A 16618-nucleotide genomic window follows, 5' to 3' on the forward strand; every position below is an offset into this window, starting at 1 on the left:
GGCACACGGCTGTCCCGAACGAGGGGGGATTTGAGGTGCAGGTTCCAGCGATGCTTGTCCTGGAGGACGGGCGCGTCTTTCATGGCCGGTCCTTTGGGGCACAGGGCGAGACGTTCGGCGAGATCGTGTTCAACACGGGGATGACGGGCTACCAGGAGACGCTCACCGACCCGTCGTACCACCGCCAGATCGTGGCGATGACGGCCCCGCACATCGGCAACACCGGCGTCAACGACGACGACCCGGAGTCGGGCCGGATCTGGGTCGCGGGGTACGTGGTGCGCGAGCCGGCGCGGATCCCCTCGAACTGGCGCGCGCAGCGCACGCTGGACGAGGAGCTGGACCGCCAGGGTGTGGTCGGTATCGCGATGCCGGGCACACGCGCGCTGACCCGGCACCTGCGTGACCGGGGTGCGATGCGCGCGGCGGTCAGCAGCACCGAGACCGACCCGCAGCGTCTGCTGCGGCGCGTGCTCGACAGCGCGCCGATGAGCGGGGCTGACCTCGCTGAGGAGGTCACCACCGGGGAGCCCTACGTCGTCGACCCGCCCGAGGGTGTGCCGGCACGGTTCCGGGTGGCCGCGGTCGACCTCGGCATCAAGGCCATGACTCCGCAGCGGCTGGCCGAGCGCGGCTGCGTCGTCACGGTGCTGCCGGCGAACGCGGGCATCGAGGACATCCTGGGTGTACGGCCCGACGGGGTCTTCTTCAGCAACGGTCCGGGCGACCCGGCGGCGATGGACGGTGCCGTGGCGGTGATGCGCGGGGTGCTTGACGCCGGGATCCCGATGTTCGGCATCTGCTTCGGCAACCAGATCCTCGGCCGGGCGCTGGACCTGGGAACCTATAAGCTGCGGTTCGGCCACCGGGGCGTGAACCAGCCGGTGCGCGAGGTGCACAACAGGCGCGTCCACATCACCAGCCAGAACCACGGGTTCGCTGTCGACGCGCCCGCCACCGGACCGTTCGACACGCCGTACGGGCGCGCCGAAGTCAGCCACATCGGCCTGAACGACAACGTTGTCGAAGGGCTGCGTCTGCTGGACCGCCCCGCCTTCAGCGTGCAGTACCACCCGGAGGCCGCAGCGGGGCCGCACGACGCCGCCGAGATGTTCGACGCGTTCTGCGACCTGATGTCCGGGCACTCCGCCCCCTCCGAGCCGACCCCCCAGCCCGCCGAACCCGCCAAGCCGTAGACGAGGACAACAATGCCGCGCCGTAGTGACCTGACCTCCGTTCTCGTGATCGGATCCGGGCCGATTGTCATCGGCCAGGCGTGCGAGTTCGACTACTCGGGGACCCAGGCTTGCCGGGTCCTCAAGGAGGAAGGGCTTCGCGTCATTCTGGTGAACTCCAACCCGGCCACGATCATGACGGACCCGGAGTTCGCGGACGCCACGTATGTGGAGCCCATAACGCCCGAGATGGTCGAGAAGGTCATCGCCAAGGAACGCCCCGATGCGCTGCTGCCGACACTGGGCGGCCAGACCGCTCTGAACGCCGCGGTCGCACTGCACGAATCCGGGGTGCTCGCCAAGTACAACGTGGAGCTGATCGGCGCCAACATCGAGGCCATCCAGGCCGGCGAGGACCGCGACACGTTCAAGGAGATCGTCCGGCGCATCGACGCAGAGTCGGCGCTCTCGCGCATCTGCCATTCGCTCCAGGAGTGCCTGGACGCCGCCGAGGAGCTGAACTACCCCGTGGTGGTGCGCCCGTCGTTCACGATGGGCGGGTCGGGTTCCGGGTTCGCTCACGATGAGGCTGAGCTGCGCCGCATCGCCGGCCAGGGGCTGGCGCTCTCCCCGACCACCGAGGTGCTCCTGGAGGAGTCGATCCTCGGTTGGAAGGAGTACGAGCTGGAGCTGATGCGCGACGGCAACGACAACGTGGTCGTCGTCTGCTCCATCGAGAACTTCGACCCCATGGGGGTGCACACCGGCGACTCGGTGACGGTCGCGCCGGCTATGACCCTCACCGACCGCGAGTACCAGCGGCTGCGCGACATCGGGATCGCGGTCATCCGCGAGGTCGGGGTGGATACCGGTGGCTGCAACATCCAGTTCGCGGTGCACCCGCAGACCGGGCGGATCATCGTCATCGAGATGAACCCGCGCGTTTCGCGTTCGTCCGCCCTGGCCTCCAAGGCCACGGGTTTCCCGATCGCCAAGATCGCCGCGAAGCTGGCTGTCGGCCACACGCTCGACGAGATCCCCAACGACATCACCGCCGAGACTCCGGCGAGCTTCGAACCCACCCTCGACTACGTCGTGGTCAAGGTGCCGCGGTTCGCGTTCGAGAAGTTCCCCGGCGCCGACCCCGGCCTGACCACGACCATGAAGTCGGTCGGCGAGGCCATGGCGATCGGCCGGTCGTTCTCCGAGGCGCTGCAGAAGGCGGTGCGTTCGGTGGAGAAGCGCGACGTCGGGTTCACCTGGGTGGGCGATCCGGGCGACAAGGACGGGTTGCTGCGCGCTGTCGCCACCCCCACCGAGTACCGGCTGCGCCAGCTCCAGCAGGCGCTGCGTGCCGGCGCGACCGTGGCCGAGCTGCACGCCGCCACCCGGATCGACCCGTGGTTCCTGGACCAGATGCTGCTGATGGAGGAGACCGCGCGCGAGATCGCGGAGGCGCCGATGCTGGACGCCGAGCGGCTGCGCGCGGCCAAACGCCTGGGCTTCTCCGACGAGCAGATCGGCGGCATCGTCGGCAAGTCCGCCGAGGTGATCCGGGAGTTGCGGTACGCGTTGGGGGTCCACCCGGTCTACCTCACGGTCGACACCTGCGCTGCGGAGTTCGCCGCCCAGACGCCGTACCTGTACTCCAGCTACGACGAGGAGACCGAGGTCCCCGAGGGCACCCGGCCCAAGGTGATCATCCTCGGCTCCGGCCCGAACCGGATCGGGCAGGGCGTGGAGTTCGACTACAGCTGCGTGCACGCCTGCTTCGCGCTGTCCGAGGCCGGCTACGAGACCGTGATGGTCAACTGCAACCCCGAGACCGTCTCGACCGACTACGACACCAGCGACCGGCTGTACTTCGAGCCGCTGACGCTGGAGGACGTGCTGGAGGTCGTGCGCGCGGAGCAGCGCACCGGCCGGGTCGTCGGGGTGGTCGTGCAGCTCGGCGGGCAGACACCGCTGGGCCTGGCACGCCAGCTCAAGGCGGCCGGCGTGCCCATCGTCGGCACCACGCCCGAGGCCATCGACCTCGCCGAGGACCGCGGCGAGTTCGGCAAGGTGCTCGCCAACGCGGGGCTGCCGGCGCCCAAGCACGGCACGGCGCACTCGTTCGACGAGGCCCGCACGGTCGCCGACGAGATCGGCTACCCGGTCATGGTCCGGCCCTCGTACGTCCTTGGCGGGCGCGGCATGGAGATCGTCTACAACGAATCCATGCTGCGCGACTACATCTCGCGCAACGCCGAGGTCAGCCCGGAGTACCCGGTGCTGATCGACCGCTTCCTGGACGACGCGATCGAGATCGACGTCGACGCGATCTACGACGGCTACGAGCTGTACCTCGGCGGGATCATGGAGCACATCGAGGAGGCCGGGATCCACTCCGGCGACTCCGCGTGCGCGCTCCCGGCGGTGACCCTGGGCAACGAGGACTTCGAACGGATCCGGTACTCCACCGAGGGAATCGCGCGCGGCTGCGGCGTCCGCGGGCTGCTCAACGTGCAGTACGCGCTGGCGTCGGGGGTGCTCTACGTGCTGGAGGCCAACCCGCGCGCCTCGCGCACGGTTCCGTTCGTCTCCAAGGCCAGCGCGGTGCCGCTGGCCAAGGCGGCGGCCCGGGTGATGCTCGGCTCCTCCGTCGCCGACCTGCGCCGCGAGGGCATGCTGCCCCCCGCGGGGGACGGCGGGACGCTCCCCATGGACGCGCCGATTTCGGTGAAGGAGGCCGTCATGCCGTTCAACCGGTTCATCGACCGGCAGGGCGAGGGCGTCGACACCGTTCTGGGTCCGGAGATGCGTTCCACGGGCGAGGTCATGGGGCTCGACGTGGACTTCGGTGCCGCCTACGCCAAGTCGCAGCAGGCCGCGTTCGGGCCGCTGCCCAAGTCCGGCGCGGTGTTCGTCTCGGTGGCCAACCGCGACAAGCGGACAATGGTTTTCCCGGTCAAGCGGCTGGCCGATCTCGGGTTCGAGATCCTGGCGACCGAGGGGACGGCGTGGGTGCTCCGGCGCAACGGGGTCCCGGCGCGGGTCGTCCGCAAGCACAGCGCGGGCCCCGGCCCCGAGGGGGAGCGCACTATCGTGCAACTCATCCACGACGGCGAGGTGGACCTCATCGTCAACACCCCGTTCGGTGGTGCCGGGCAGTCGGGTCCGCGGCTCGACGGCTACGAGATCCGCACCGCCGCGGTTGTCCGCAGTGTGCCCAGCGTCACGACCGTCCAGGGGCTGGCCGCGGCCGTGCAGGGCATCGAGGCCCTGGTCCGCGGGGATATCGGGGTGCGGTCGCTGCAGGAGCACGCCGAGGCACTGCGCGGCGGCGAGGGCTGAGGAGGACTCGGGAGCGTGCGGCGTCCCTTGTGACGTCCCGTTCGAGCAAAGGACCCACGGGTGAGCGATTCCGGACCGGTGCAAATGCGGAGCCCCGTTCTGACGGTGCGCCGCGTGGACGCCTACCACGCGATCACCGTCGTGGCGCCGAACATCGCTGAACGGTTCCGGTCCGGACAGTTCCTCGCCGTGGCGGTCGGCGGCGAGCAGTCGGGCCTGCTGCTGCGCCGGCCATTCGCGATCCACGACGTCAAGCCCGACTACGGCGGTACGGTGGAGTTCCTTTTCTCGGTGCGCGGTGCGGGCACCTCGTGGCTGGCGGAGCGCCGTTCGCGGGACCTGCTCGACGTCGTGGGCCCGCTCGGCCGCCCGTTCCCGTTGCCACGCGACCCGGTGAACTGCGTCCTGGTCGGCGGCGGGTCCGGATGCGCCCCGCTGTTCCCGCTGGCGCACGCGCTGCGCCGCCGCGGGTGCCGGGTGGACTTCGTGCTCGGCGCCGCGACGGCCGACCGGGTGTGCAGTGCCATCACGGCGCGTCGGGTCGCCGAGACCGCCACCTTCACCACCGAGGACGGCTCATTCGGGGTGCGCGGCCGGGTGACCGACCCGCTCGGGCAGGTCATCGAGGACGCACGCTCCGATGTCGCCTATGCCTGCGGTCCCATGGGGATGCTGCGGGCCGTGACCGCGGTGGCCGATGCCTACGAGATGCCCGCGCAGGTCTCGGTCGAAGAGAGCATGGCCTGCGGCACGGGGATCTGCATGAGCTGCGTCGTCCCGGTCGTGGGGGATGATGGCATCACACGCATGGTGCGGGCGTGCGTCGACGGGCCGGTGTTCCGCGGAGAGCGCGTGCGCTTCGACGACGTCGGCACAATCCCGTTCGACGCGCTTGGTGCACCCGGGTGGAAGGCCCAGACTGACGGCGGCCGCAACGCCGGCCGCGAAGCAGGCTGACGCTCCCCGCACGGCTGGCACGCCGCGTCCGCGAGATCATGTCAGCGCTGCGCGCGAATCATCCCCTCGATGGAAGGTCGCACCGCGAAATGAGTTCCGACCTGCGGATCAAGTTGGGCCGGATGGAGTTGGTCAACCCCATCATGGCCGCGGCGGGATGCGCGGGAACCGGACGTGAGCTCGCGCGCTTCGTGGACCTCGCCCGGCTCGGGGCGGTCGCGACGAAGTCGGTGATGCTGGAGCCGCGCGCCGGGCGGCCGTCGCCGCGCGTGGCCGAGACACCGAGCGGCATGCTCAGCTCCATCGGCCTGCAGGGACCGGGAATCGAGGTCTTCCTGCAGCGCGACCTGCCCTGGTTGCTTTCGCGGGGCGGCAACGCGGTGGTCTCCATCGCCGGCGGCAGCGCCTCGGAGTACGCCGAGCTGGCGCGGCGGCTCTCCGAGGAGACCGGGGTCGCGATGATCGAGGTCAACCTGTCCTGTCCGAACCCCGCGGACAGTGGCCGGGACTTCACCGACGACCCGGCCGAGGCGGCGCGCGTGGTGCACGCCGTGCGTTCGCACACCCAGTCCGACATCCCGGTGTTCGCGAAGCTGGCCCCGGACGTCCCCGACCTCGTCGGCCTGGCCACCGCGTGCGCGGAGGCGCGCGCCGACGGTCTGTCCATGGTCAACACAATGCGCGGCATGGCCATCGACCCGGCGACCCTGCGGCCCGCGGTGGCCGGCGGGCTGGCCGGGCTTTCCGGCCCGGCGATCCGGCCGATCGCCGTTGGCTGCGTCTACCGGGTGCACGCCGCGCTGCCGGACGTCCCCATCATCGGCATGGGCGGGGTGCGCACCGGAACCGACGTCCTGGAGTTCATGGCGGCCGGGGCAACGGCGGTCGCCGTCGGGACCGTGAACTTCGCGGACCCGTCCGCCTGCGCTCGTATCCTGCGCGAGTTCGAGGAGTCCACCGAGAGCCGGGGAGTGGTCCGAGTGGGTGATCTGGTGGGGGCGGCCCACCGACCTCACGGGGCCGCCCTGGGAAGATAGGTCCGCGGCCCCCAGCGAGCCGCTGCGGCCCGGGACGACGCTGGGTAGTGTCCCCGGTGTCCCAGAGGCGGAACGCGCGGCTACGGCCGGCTGAGCGCCTCGTACCTACATCACACCCGGTGCGTGCATGAACCGGCGCAACCGGGGAACCGCACGTGGCAGCGTGTCAATGCTGTTCATCGGAGGGAACCGGACGGATCCCACTGCGGCCTGCGCCGCCCCGCTCACCCATGACGCTCAGAAGGAGGACGAACGTGGCCGCGCCCATCGCCGTCGCCATTGACGCACCCGAGATCGAAGCCGCAGCCCGATGGGCATCGGCTGTGGCCCCGCATGTCAGCACGGTCAAGGTCGGCCTGGAGCTGTACCTGCGCTACGGCCCCGAGGTGGTCACCACCGTGCGGGGCGCCAACAAGGTGTCGGTCTTCCTCGACCTGAAGCTGCACGACATCCCGGACACGGTCGAACGGGCTACCCGCAACGTGGCCCGCCTGAGACCTTCCTACCTGACGGTGCACGCCGCAGGCGGTCGGGACATGATCGCCGCGGCGGTCGACGCCGCGCCAGAGACGAGGATCGCCGCGGTGACGGTGCTCACGTCGCTGGACGACGCCGCGCTTGAGGAGGTCGGGGTCCGCGGGCCGGCCGAGGACGCGGCTCGTCGGCTGGCCGCGCTCGCGGTGGACGCCGGGGCGCAGGCGCTCGTGTGCTCGCCGCGCGAGGTCGCGGCGCTGCGCGCCGAAGTGGGGCCGGACATCACGCTGATCACTCCCGGGGTGCGGCCGGCCGGTTCCGACCAGGGCGACCAGGCCCGGGTGGCGACCCCCGAGGCGGCGCTAGCCGCCGGGGCCGACCTGCTGGTGATCGGCCGTCCCATCACGCGCGCGCCGGATCCCGGTGCGGCGGCTGCCTCGATCGCGGCCGCCCTGCGCCGTTCGGAGACCGCGTCGGCATGACGGTGGGTCTGAAGCGAGTCGCGGCGGCCGGTACGTGGCCGCAGTGCGATGTCGTGGACGATCGACTTATGTCACTGTGTGATCATTTTCGGACGCGACTCTTGTCGCGTAGATGCTTAACCAGAACTCGACCGAAAGTGGCCGCCATGAGGTGCGTCACTCTGGGGAAGCCGTGGCGGGGACCTGCGACGGCGCCTCCGACCAGGCCGGAAGTCCCGGTTTTAGCATCTCTGTGCAATCAGATTGTGGCGCAGCGTAATTAATTGGATGAAATAGCGCTTGAAAGGCCACTTTGCGTTGCCGAACAGGGTCCGAACCTACTAACTTGCGCAGGCGTCCGCCCTCTACAAACGAGAGAAAACCGAGGTGACCCGGCGTGGCCCTTCCTCCCCTCACACCAGAACAGCGCGCCGCGGCTCTAGAGAAAGCCGCGAAGGCCAGAAAGGAGCGCGCGGAAGTCAAGAACCGACTCAAGCACGGCGGAGTATCGCTGTCCGAGGTTCTCACCGACGGACAGACCGATGACGTCATCGGCAAGATGAAGGTCTCCGCTCTGCTTGAATCGCTTCCGGGCGTCGGCAAGGTCCGAGCCAAGCAGATCATGGAGCGTCTGAACATCGCTGAGTCGCGGCGCGTCCGCGGCCTCGGCGCCAACCAGCGTTCGGCTCTCGAGCGCGAATTCGGCGGCGTCGAGTAGATATGGGCGCCGGTGCGGTTCTCCGTCTCGGGGAACCGCACCCCTGATCGGCTCTCAGCGAACAATGGCGGGATCCGTGACGGACACCGGCCATGCCGCGGTGTGATCCGGGCGACGTGCCCTTCCGGGGGTGAGTCCACCGGTCGCGCCGCGGCACGGTGGTATAAAAGACCAATCACCACCGGCTCGGTGCTCCCCCGGGGCCCAAGCTTCGGCCGGTTCCGGGAACCGGATGCCGCCTGTTCCAGTCCCCGCGTTCGCGGGAATTCGTTGAGAGTCTGATCGTCATTGCCTTCGCCTGGAAGCGGTACCGCCTCCTCGGTTACCCCACGGCTCATTGTGCTGTCCGGTCCGTCCGGCGTGGGGAAGAGCACTGTCGTGCGCGAGCTGCGGCGGTGGCATCCCGAGGTGTGGCTGTCGGTATCGGTGACGACCCGTATGCCGCGGCCGGGCGAGACCGAAGGCGTCGAGTACTTCTTCACCAGCGACGCCGAGTTCGACCGGATGGTCGCCGACGGCGATCTCCTGGAGTGGGCCGCGTTCGCGGGAAACCGGTACGGCACCCCGCGGCGCCCGGTCGAGGAGCGGCTGCGCTCCGGCACGCCAGTGCTCCTGGAGATCGACCTGCAGGGCGCACGGCAGGTACGCGAGTCCATGCCGGACTCGTTCCACGTGTTTCTGACCCCTCCCTCGTGGGAGGAGCTGGTCCACCGGCTCACGGGGCGCGGCACCGAGGAGCCCGAGGTGGTGCGGCGCCGGCTCGACACGGCGCGGGTCGAGCTCGCCGCCGAGAAGGAGTTCGACGCCACACTCATCAACACATCCGTGCGTGATGTCTGCGCCGAACTGCTAGCGTTGATCCAGGCACAACAGGTGTGATACCTGAGTGCCGGTTGCGGGGTCTCCGCAACCGCACCCGAACCACGGTCCCGATCCGGGGCCACGACCGTCTAGGGGTACGCAACGTGGCAGGCACCGAGCCCGTCGCTGAAGGCATCACCAACCCGCCGATCGACGACCTCCTGGAGTGCGTCGACAGCAAGTACAGCCTGGTGACCATGTCGTCCAAGCGCGCCAGGCAGATCAACGCCTACTACGCGCAGCTCGGCGAAGGGCTGCTCGAGTACGTGGGGCCGCTGGTCGAGACCCAGGTCCAGGAGAAGGCGCTCTCCATCGCGCTTCGCGAGATCAAGGGCGGCCTGCTGTCGGCCGAGCCGTACGAGGGCTCCTGAGGAAGCGGTCGGAGTCCCGCCGTCCCCGGCGGGACACCGTCGGCGGTCCGACCCGTGCGGGTGCCGTTCTGTAGGCCCCGCCCATAGGGGAATTTGACGTCCTCCTCGGGGCAGACCCCAAGGATTTCCGCGGCCTCGCGGGCTGTGGGCGCGAAGCGCCGCACGGCGCCCGCTGGTTCCTGCTTCATCGGCCCGCGCCAGCGCTGGTCGCTCCATCAGGCGGTTGTCCTCTCCGCCCGTCCGGCGGCGAGCCACTGCCCTTTCCTCCGCGCAATGCCCGCTTGGTTATCACGGACAGTGAGTAACCTACTACATACCAGAGATGCGATGCGCCTCCTGCCGGAAGGCCGGAGCACTCCCACAAAACACAGGTAGCGTCGTGGTCGTGAAAAAAGACACCCCGCCCGAGGTCGTCCTCGGTGTAGGCGCGGGAATTGCCGCGTACAAAGTCTGCGAGCTGCTGCGTACCTTCGCCGAGTCCGGACACCGCGTGCGGGTCGTGCCGACCGCCGACGCGCTGCGCTTCGTGGGAGAGCCCACGTGGGCGGCGCTGTCCGGGCGACCGGTGGCCACCGGCGTGTGGGACGCGGTGCACGAGGTCCCGCACGTGCGCATCGGCCAGGACGCCGACCTCGTGTTCGTCGCGCCGGCCACCGCCGACCTGCTGGCGAAGGCCGCCAACGGGCTGGCCGACGATCTTCTCAGCAACACCCTGCTGACCGCGCGGTGCCCGGTCGTTTTCGCCCCCGCGATGCACACCGAGATGTGGGAGCACGCGGCAACGCGGGCCAACATCGAGACGCTGCGGTCCCGCGGCGCGATCGTGCTGGATCCCGCGGTCGGCCGACTCACCGGCACCGACACCGGGCGCGGCCGGCTCCCCGATCCCGAGGAGCTGTTCGCCGTGGGGCGCCGGATCCTGCGCAGGGGCGCCGCCGCCGAGCCCGACCTGGCCGGCCGCCGGGTGGTGGTCACCGCTGGCGGTACCCGCGAGGCCGTTGACCCGGTCCGGTTCCTCGGCAACCGTTCGTCGGGCCGGCAGGGGTACGCTCTCGCCGCGACCGCCGTCGCCCGTGGCGCCAACGTCGTGCTGGTCTCGGCGAACGCCGATCTAGCGGATCCCGCCGGGGCCGAGGTCCGCCGGGTGGGCTCCGCGCGCGAGATGCGCGACGTGGTACTGGCCGAGCGCGCGAACGCCGACGCCGTCGTCATGGCGGCGGCGGTGGCCGACTTCCGGCCCGCCACCAGCGCCGAAAGCAAGATCAAAAAGGGCGCGGACCAGCCCGCCACGATCGAGCTGGTCGAGAATCCCGACATTCTTGCCGAACTCACCCGGGAACGTGCGCACGATCACCAGGTGATCGTGGGCTTCGCGGCCGAAACCGACAACGTTCTGGAGCACGGGCGGGCCAAGCTCGCCCGCAAGGGCTGTGACCTGCTGGTCGTGAACCAGGTGGGCGAGGGGCGCGCGTTCGGCACGGAGGACAACCAGGCGGTCGCGCTGGGTGCCGACGGCTCGGCGGTGGACATCCCGCACGGCCCGAAGGAGGACCTCGCGGACCGGGTTTGGGACCTCGTTGGCGGGCGTCTCGCAGTGGACTGACCATTCCCGGGCTGTTGCGTTGAGGGCGACTCGTTTCGCCTTGCGCTACAGAAAATCGCAGCACAACGGGACGATTGGCGGGCTGTGGAAATTTTCGTGTGGTATGCGTCACACTAGGGTTATGCGCCTCTGAGGAGGCATTCCGCGGCCTGAAGGTGCCCCAATGGCGACCCGCTGAGCTGCCAGAACGGCGTAAATGGCCCCCCTCCTCCGGGTGCGCCGAACGACGTCCCACTACAGTGGATCAGGAATCCAACCGCGTCGGTCGGTATTCGCCGGGGGTGACCCCACACTTCCGGCGGGCACCGCGCCGAGCGACAACTGTCAGCCAGCAGCCGCTGCAAGGAGTCTCTCAACGTGTCCCGTCGCCTTTTCACCTCCGAGTCGGTCACCGAAGGTCACCCCGACAAGATGGCCGACCAGATCAGTGACGCGATCCTCGACGCGATGATCAAGGACGACCCGAAGAGCCGGGTCGCCGTCGAGACCATGATCACCACTGGGCAGGTGCACGTCGCCGGTGAGGTCACCACTCAGACCTACGTCGACATCCCCGACATCGTCCGGAAGAAGATCCTGGAGATCGGTTACGACTCCTCCGCCAAGGGCTTCGACGGAGAGTCCTGCGGGGTCTCCGTCTCCATCGACGCGCAGTCCCCTGACATCGCCCAGGGCGTCGACACCGCCTACGAGGCGCGCGTCGAGAACGAAGAAGACCAGCTCAACAGCCAGGGTGCCGGTGACCAGGGCCTGATGTTCGGCTACGCCAGCCGTGAGACCCCCGAGCTCATGCCGTTGCCGATCAAGCTCGCCCACGCGCTCTCCCAGCGCCTGTCCGAGGTCCGGCACGACGGCACCGTCCCGTACCTGCGCCCCGACGGCAAGACGCAGGTGACCGTCGAGTACGACGGCCCCAACCCGGTCCGGCTGGACACGGTCGTCGTCTCCAGCCAGCACGCCCCCGACATCAACCTCGACGAGCTTCTCGCCCCCGACGTCAAGGAGCACGTGATCGCGCCGATCGTGGCGGATTACGGGCTTGAATCCGACAACTACCGGCTGCTGGTCAACCCCACTGGCCGGTTCGAGATCGGTGGCCCGATGGGCGACTGCGGCCTGACCGGCCGGAAGATCATCGTTGACACCTACGGCGGCTATGCCCGCCACGGCGGCGGTGCGTTCTCCGGCAAGGACCCGTCCAAGGTGGACCGCTCCGCCGCGTACGCCACCCGCTGGGTCGCCAAGAACATCGTGGCCGCCGGCCTGGCGGACCGCGCCGAGGTGCAGGTCGCCTACGCGATCGGTAAGGCGCACCCGGTCGGCGTGTTCATCGAGACCTTCGGCACCGAGCAGGTTGCCCCGGACGTCATCGAGAAGGCCGTCAAGGAGGTCTTCGACCTCCGTCCGGCCGCGATCGTGCGCGACCTCAACCTGCTGCGCCCGATCTACTCCCAGACCGCTGCCTACGGCCACTTCGGCCGTGACAACGGGGACTTCACCTGGGAGAAGACCGACCGCGCGGAGGCTCTGAAGGCCGCCGTCGGCGCCTAAGGCAGCCGGCTCGCGACGAGTCGCACCTTCCGCACTGTGTGGCCGCGCCCCTTTCGGGGCGCGGCCACACGCGTATCCGGGCCCGGATGATGTCCCCGCCGGGCCCGCGCCAGGGGCGGTCCGGCCACCGGGGAAGATGCGAGGGGCCGCGTCCGGCGTTGGGGCGCTGGCTCGGCCGCCGCCCCTGAGCCACGCGGGGAGAAACGACTCGCCCGGAGTCTGTCAGCGGCTCCAGAGAGGGGAGAGGCGGGTGCCGTCGGCCAGGACGGCCTCTATTCCGGCGCTGGTGGTAACCCAGGCGGCGACCGGGTGCGTGCCCGGATTGTCCACCCGCAGTGACGATCCCGCGGGGACGAGGACAGTATCCCCGGCCTCCGCGGTGGCGGGAGTGCCGTCAACGGAGACCTCCAGGATTCCACTGAGGATGTGCAGGACTTCCTCCCTACTCACGTGGTGAGCGGACCCCTGGGTTCCCGCGGGGACCTCCAGTCGCCAGGCGCACAGTTCGGTGCTGCCGTGGGACGGGGCAACGTACGCGGTGAACCTGCTGCCGTGCATCTCGTGGACGGTGCCCTCGGTGGAACGGAGTACAGGCATACCAACCTCCCGATATAGACAAGCTGCTTGACTAAAATAGTCAAGTAGCTTGTCTGGTTTGTCAAGTGGCACGATAGGTCCATGGACGTCGCCGCCAACTGGGCTTTGGCCCACCACACACTCGCCCTCGCTGGTGCGGTAGTCGACGGCATCCAGCAGAGGTGCGCGGATTGGGGCTTTGACGATGTCCGGCCCGCGCACGGCTTCGTGTTTGTGCGCCTGTCGGAGGGAGCGGCGACCGCGACGGAGCTGGCCGAGTACCTGGGGGTGACCAAGCAGGCGGCCAGCCAGCTCGTCGAGGAGCTGGTGGCCAAGGGCTATGTCCGGCGCCGCGCGCACCCCACCGACGCGCGGGCCCGGTTGGTCGTCCTCACCGACCGCGGCCAGGAGTGCACCCGGGCGGCGGTGGCCGGTGCGGCGGAGACAGTGCAGCAGTGGGCGACGACCCTGGGCGAGGAGAAAGTGGCCGCTCTGGGAGAGGACCTGGGAAGGATCGTGCCGCCGGGCCGAATCCGGCCCGTGTGGTGACCGTGCCGGGGGAACCCGCGGGTAGTTCTGCCGCGGTACGACCGCTGGCCATGCGAAGACCGTGCACGAACCCGCAAGCCGGCCGTCTCCTTGTGGCGATCGGTCCGGCACAGGGCATTCCCGCGCTCGGGCGAGCCGGGCTTCGCGTCTGGTACGGAGGCCGCGCCGGGGGTCAGCTCCCGGGCTGCCCAAGCACGGAGGTGAACCCGTCGAGCAGGCACGCCAGGCCGAACTCGAACCGTTCGGTGCCGAACGTGCGGGGCGCGTGGGCCAGTGCCCGCTGGAGGGCGGGCGCCGCCTCGTAGGCCGCTATGGCCGCGTGTTTCATTTCGGACGCGGGCTGGTCGGGGGTGAGGGTCTCCGTGTGGGCGAAGGCGGAGCCGATGACGTAGGCGTCGAGCGTTCCGAGCATGTTCAGCTTGGTCTCCTCGGGTACGCCGAACCCGTCGAACACCCGCAGGGCGGAGTCGAACCACGTGATCATGTTGGGGCCGGCCTCGCGCACGCTGGCGCGCAGGTCGAGCACCCACGGCTGGGCGCAGAAGTGGTCGAAGTCCGACCGCGCCCAGGACTCCAGCTTCTCCCGCCAGCTCCCGGGCAGCTCGTGGGGCAGGTCGTCGCGCTCGACGACGGTGTCCAGGATGAGCGTCACAAGCGCGGTCCGGTTCGAGACGTAGGTGTACAGGGTGCCCGGGGCGACGCCCAGCTCGTCGGCGAGCCTGCGCATCGTCAGTGCCGCGAGCCCGTCGGCCTCGATGACCTGGATGGCCGCGTCGACGATGCCCTCCCGGGACAGGCGGCGGCGCGGTCCTGGGCTGCGCCGTCCGCCCCTCGGCTGGTCGTCCTGTTTCGCTTCGTCTCGTGTGGTCCGGGCCATGGCGCCAATCTAACCGCTGTCAGGCAGACCGTCCGTAGCTGAGCCGACGCAGCAGCACCTCCAAGGGGCCCCTGCGGCCATAGCGCTCCATCACCGACGCCGCCACCACGGTGAGCAGCCACAACCCGACGGCGAACAGCGCCATGCTCGCGTTGGTCAGGTGTGCGCCGAGGCCCAGTCCCCAGGCGGACAGGACCGGCGTCATGACGACCGAGTGGCTGACGTAGCCGCTCAGGGAGCGTTTGCCCAGGTTGCTCACGGAACGCACCACGACCGGGGCTCGCCTGGCCCGAGTGAGGCGTTCGGCGACGAGTACGAAGACGGCCACGTAGCCAAGCCCGCCCGCGAGCCCTGATGTCCAGTCCAGCACGAACATCGCGGCCCCGGAGATCCCGGCGGCGGGCGGCACGTCCAGCGCGCCGGCCTGGTCCAGGGCAGTCGGCAGGGCACCGGCCACACCGAGGACGACGCCGCCGACTGCGACCGTGCGCAGTAGCCGCAGGTGCGGAGCGGGCTCCTCGATGACGCGGTGGCGGGCCGCCCACATCCCGATGAGCATCGCCGTTGGCAGCACGATGCCGAACCCGTTGACGAACAGCAGGACCACCCAACTGACCAGCCGGACCACTACCGAGGTGAGGTAGCTGTCCTCGCCGGCACCGTTGGTGAAGGAGCTGTTGGCCTCCTCGCCGGCGGCAGCGGGTGCGCCAAGGTCGGGGGAGACCACCGCGATGACGGCGAGAGCCGCGACCGCCAGGACCAGACCCGCCGTGAGCAGGCCGACGCCGGTCAGGGCGGCGATCCGGGTGCGCTGTTCGCCGCCGCGCAGGACCAGAGCGCACAGCACCAGACCGATCAGCCCGTACGCGGCGAGGACCTCCGTGCCGAGCAGGAGAGCCGCGTGGACGAAGCCGAAGACGAACAGCCACCGGTTGCGCCGCTGGACCATGGCGGCGGCCTCCCGGTCACTGGCGCCCGCGGCGATGCGGCGCTGGAGGGTCTGAACGATCCCGTACCCAACGAGGAACGCGAAGAGCGGATAGACGCGCACGTCGAGCAGGGCGATCATCAGGAACTGCGTCACGGAGTCCGCGGCCGAGCTGGGCACCGGATAGTCCATGGCGCCGGCGTAGTCGCTCGCGTACAGGAAGAACGAGGTGTTGGACAACACGATCAGCAACAGCATGCCACCCCGTGCGAAGTCGGGTGCCAGCAGGCGGTGCGGCGCCTGCTGTGCTTTTGCGACCGGCCCGCCGCCCGTGTGCTCGGGATCCCTCATTTGGTGCCTCTCACTCCCATTATCTCTGAACGGTGTTCAATATTATTGGGCGGGAGTGCGCGGAGAGTCAAGGGCGGGCAACCGGGTGGCCGCGCCCCGAAAAGGGCGCGGCCACACGTGTCATGGGCGGTGTACGCTCCATCGCCGCGAACACGGGGTGCTTTGCGTGCCGCTCAGCGCCCGGGGCGGTGAGCAGGCGGCGTCATTCATCGCCCGGACGCCGGGAACTCCGGCCCATCGGTCGTTGCCGCCGGGCCGGCCGCGCGGATCGGGTTATCGTTTCTCCGTGCCAGTCTTGGGAACTCCGAGGATCTGGCGCGCGAGTCCACTGGTCACGCGGCTGTTGGGCAGCCGGATGAGCTGCAGCCGCGCCTGCGGCGAGATGGTGTTCGGGGAAATGAACAGGTTCCTGAGCCGGCGGCCCTGCCGGCGCCGCCGTCCGGCCACCGGGTGCAACACGTGCCCGCCGCCGCGCAAGCCGGCGGCGCGTTCCACCACAACGACGTCCCAGCCACTGCGCCGCAGTCGAAGCGCGGTCGCCAACCCGGCGATTCCGGCACCGACGACCAACACACGTCCACCAGCTGACATGACGGCTCCATCCTCGAAGCGGTATACGGTCGTCACGCCGACCAGGCTTCCCGGCACACCATCGTCACCGCATCCAGTGCGGCGCCGATCCACGTATATTTTTTTCAGAAAATTCTAAAATCCAAGAGCAGTGCAAGGTGGATACACGCCCTGATAAGCCCCACCGTCCAGCACCCGCGTCCCGGCAGGCGGCGTTCCAGGC

At 69.6% G+C, this 16618-nt stretch carries 15 protein-coding genes; 11 read left to right on the top strand and 4 right to left on the bottom strand.

What is annotated here, in order from left to right:
* The first annotated feature begins 50 nt into the window (after positions 1-50).
* From carA to metK, 10 genes are all read left to right on the top strand, one after another.
* Positions 51-1196 (top strand): glutamine-hydrolyzing carbamoyl-phosphate synthase small subunit, encoded by a 1146-nt coding sequence (carA, locus tag F4561_RS08225; RefSeq protein ID WP_184583365.1) that lies wholly within the window; start codon positions 51-53, stop codon positions 1194-1196.
* 12 nt (positions 1197-1208) lie between these two features.
* Positions 1209-4511 carry a carbamoyl-phosphate synthase large subunit gene (carB, locus tag F4561_RS08230; RefSeq protein ID WP_184576323.1) on the top strand — a complete coding sequence of 1101 codons (3303 nt, stop codon included), beginning with the start codon at positions 1209-1211 and terminating at the stop codon, positions 4509-4511.
* A gap of 60 nt (positions 4512-4571) precedes the next feature.
* The gene (locus tag F4561_RS08235) at positions 4572-5468 is read left to right on the top strand and encodes a dihydroorotate dehydrogenase electron transfer subunit (protein WP_184576325.1); all 897 of its coding nucleotides are present in this window, start codon (positions 4572-4574) and stop codon (positions 5466-5468) included.
* An 89-nt stretch (positions 5469-5557) separates the two neighbouring features.
* The gene (locus F4561_RS08240) at positions 5558-6505 is read left to right on the top strand and encodes a dihydroorotate dehydrogenase (RefSeq protein WP_184576327.1); all 948 of its coding nucleotides are present in this window, start codon (positions 5558-5560) and stop codon (positions 6503-6505) included.
* A gap of 254 nt (positions 6506-6759) precedes the next feature.
* Positions 6760-7461: an orotidine-5'-phosphate decarboxylase gene (pyrF, locus tag F4561_RS08245; RefSeq protein ID WP_184576329.1), complete on the top strand. Its 702-nt coding sequence runs from the start codon at positions 6760-6762 to the stop codon at positions 7459-7461.
* A 376-nt stretch (positions 7462-7837) separates the two neighbouring features.
* Positions 7838-8158, top strand: coding sequence for an integration host factor, actinobacterial type (mihF, locus tag F4561_RS08250; RefSeq protein ID WP_184576331.1), 321 nt, complete (start codon positions 7838-7840; stop codon positions 8156-8158).
* 288 nt (positions 8159-8446) lie between these two features.
* Complete coding sequence (gmk, locus tag F4561_RS08255) at positions 8447-9037, top strand: guanylate kinase (protein ID WP_184576332.1); 591 nt, start codon at positions 8447-8449, stop codon at positions 9035-9037.
* Positions 9038-9123: 86 nt separating this feature from the next.
* Positions 9124-9390, top strand: a complete 267-nt coding sequence (rpoZ, locus tag F4561_RS08260) for a DNA-directed RNA polymerase subunit omega (protein ID WP_184576334.1) — start codon at positions 9124-9126, stop codon at positions 9388-9390.
* A gap of 385 nt (positions 9391-9775) precedes the next feature.
* Positions 9776-10993 (top strand): bifunctional phosphopantothenoylcysteine decarboxylase/phosphopantothenate--cysteine ligase CoaBC, encoded by a 1218-nt coding sequence (gene coaBC, locus F4561_RS08265; RefSeq protein ID WP_312885187.1) that lies wholly within the window; start codon positions 9776-9778, stop codon positions 10991-10993.
* Positions 10994-11350: 357 nt separating this feature from the next.
* Positions 11351-12544: a methionine adenosyltransferase gene (metK, locus tag F4561_RS08270; protein WP_184576339.1), complete on the top strand. Its 1194-nt coding sequence runs from the start codon at positions 11351-11353 to the stop codon at positions 12542-12544.
* A 222-nt stretch (positions 12545-12766) separates the two neighbouring features.
* Here metK and F4561_RS08275 read toward each other — a convergent pair whose 3' ends face one another.
* Entirely contained in the window at positions 12767-13141 is a 375-nt protein-coding gene (locus tag F4561_RS08275) for a cupin domain-containing protein (protein WP_184576341.1), read from the bottom strand.
* An 81-nt stretch (positions 13142-13222) separates the two neighbouring features.
* Here F4561_RS08275 and F4561_RS08280 point away from each other — a divergent pair, with 81 nt between their 5' ends.
* The gene (locus tag F4561_RS08280; protein WP_184576343.1) at positions 13223-13669 is read left to right on the top strand and encodes a MarR family winged helix-turn-helix transcriptional regulator; all 447 of its coding nucleotides are present in this window, start codon (positions 13223-13225) and stop codon (positions 13667-13669) included.
* Between the two features lie 172 nt (positions 13670-13841).
* On the opposite strand, the gene F4561_RS08285 is transcribed toward F4561_RS08280, so the two are convergent.
* The 3 genes from F4561_RS08285 to F4561_RS33185 form a co-directional block, all read right to left on the bottom strand.
* Complete coding sequence (locus F4561_RS08285; RefSeq protein WP_184576344.1) at positions 13842-14546, bottom strand: TetR/AcrR family transcriptional regulator; 705 nt, start codon at positions 14544-14546, stop codon at positions 13842-13844.
* Positions 14547-14565: 19 nt separating this feature from the next.
* Positions 14566-15825 carry a DUF418 domain-containing protein gene (locus tag F4561_RS08290; protein WP_246437164.1) on the bottom strand — a complete coding sequence of 420 codons (1260 nt, stop codon included), beginning with the start codon at positions 15823-15825 and terminating at the stop codon, positions 14566-14568.
* Positions 15826-16098: 273 nt separating this feature from the next.
* Positions 16099-16416: an FAD-dependent oxidoreductase gene (locus F4561_RS33185; protein ID WP_184576346.1), complete on the bottom strand. Its 318-nt coding sequence runs from the start codon at positions 16414-16416 to the stop codon at positions 16099-16101.
* Between the last annotated feature and the right edge of the window lie 202 nt (positions 16417-16618).

The sequence above is a fragment of the Lipingzhangella halophila genome (genome assembly GCF_014203805.1).
GTDB lineage: Bacteria > Actinomycetota > Actinomycetes > Streptosporangiales > Streptosporangiaceae > Lipingzhangella > Lipingzhangella halophila.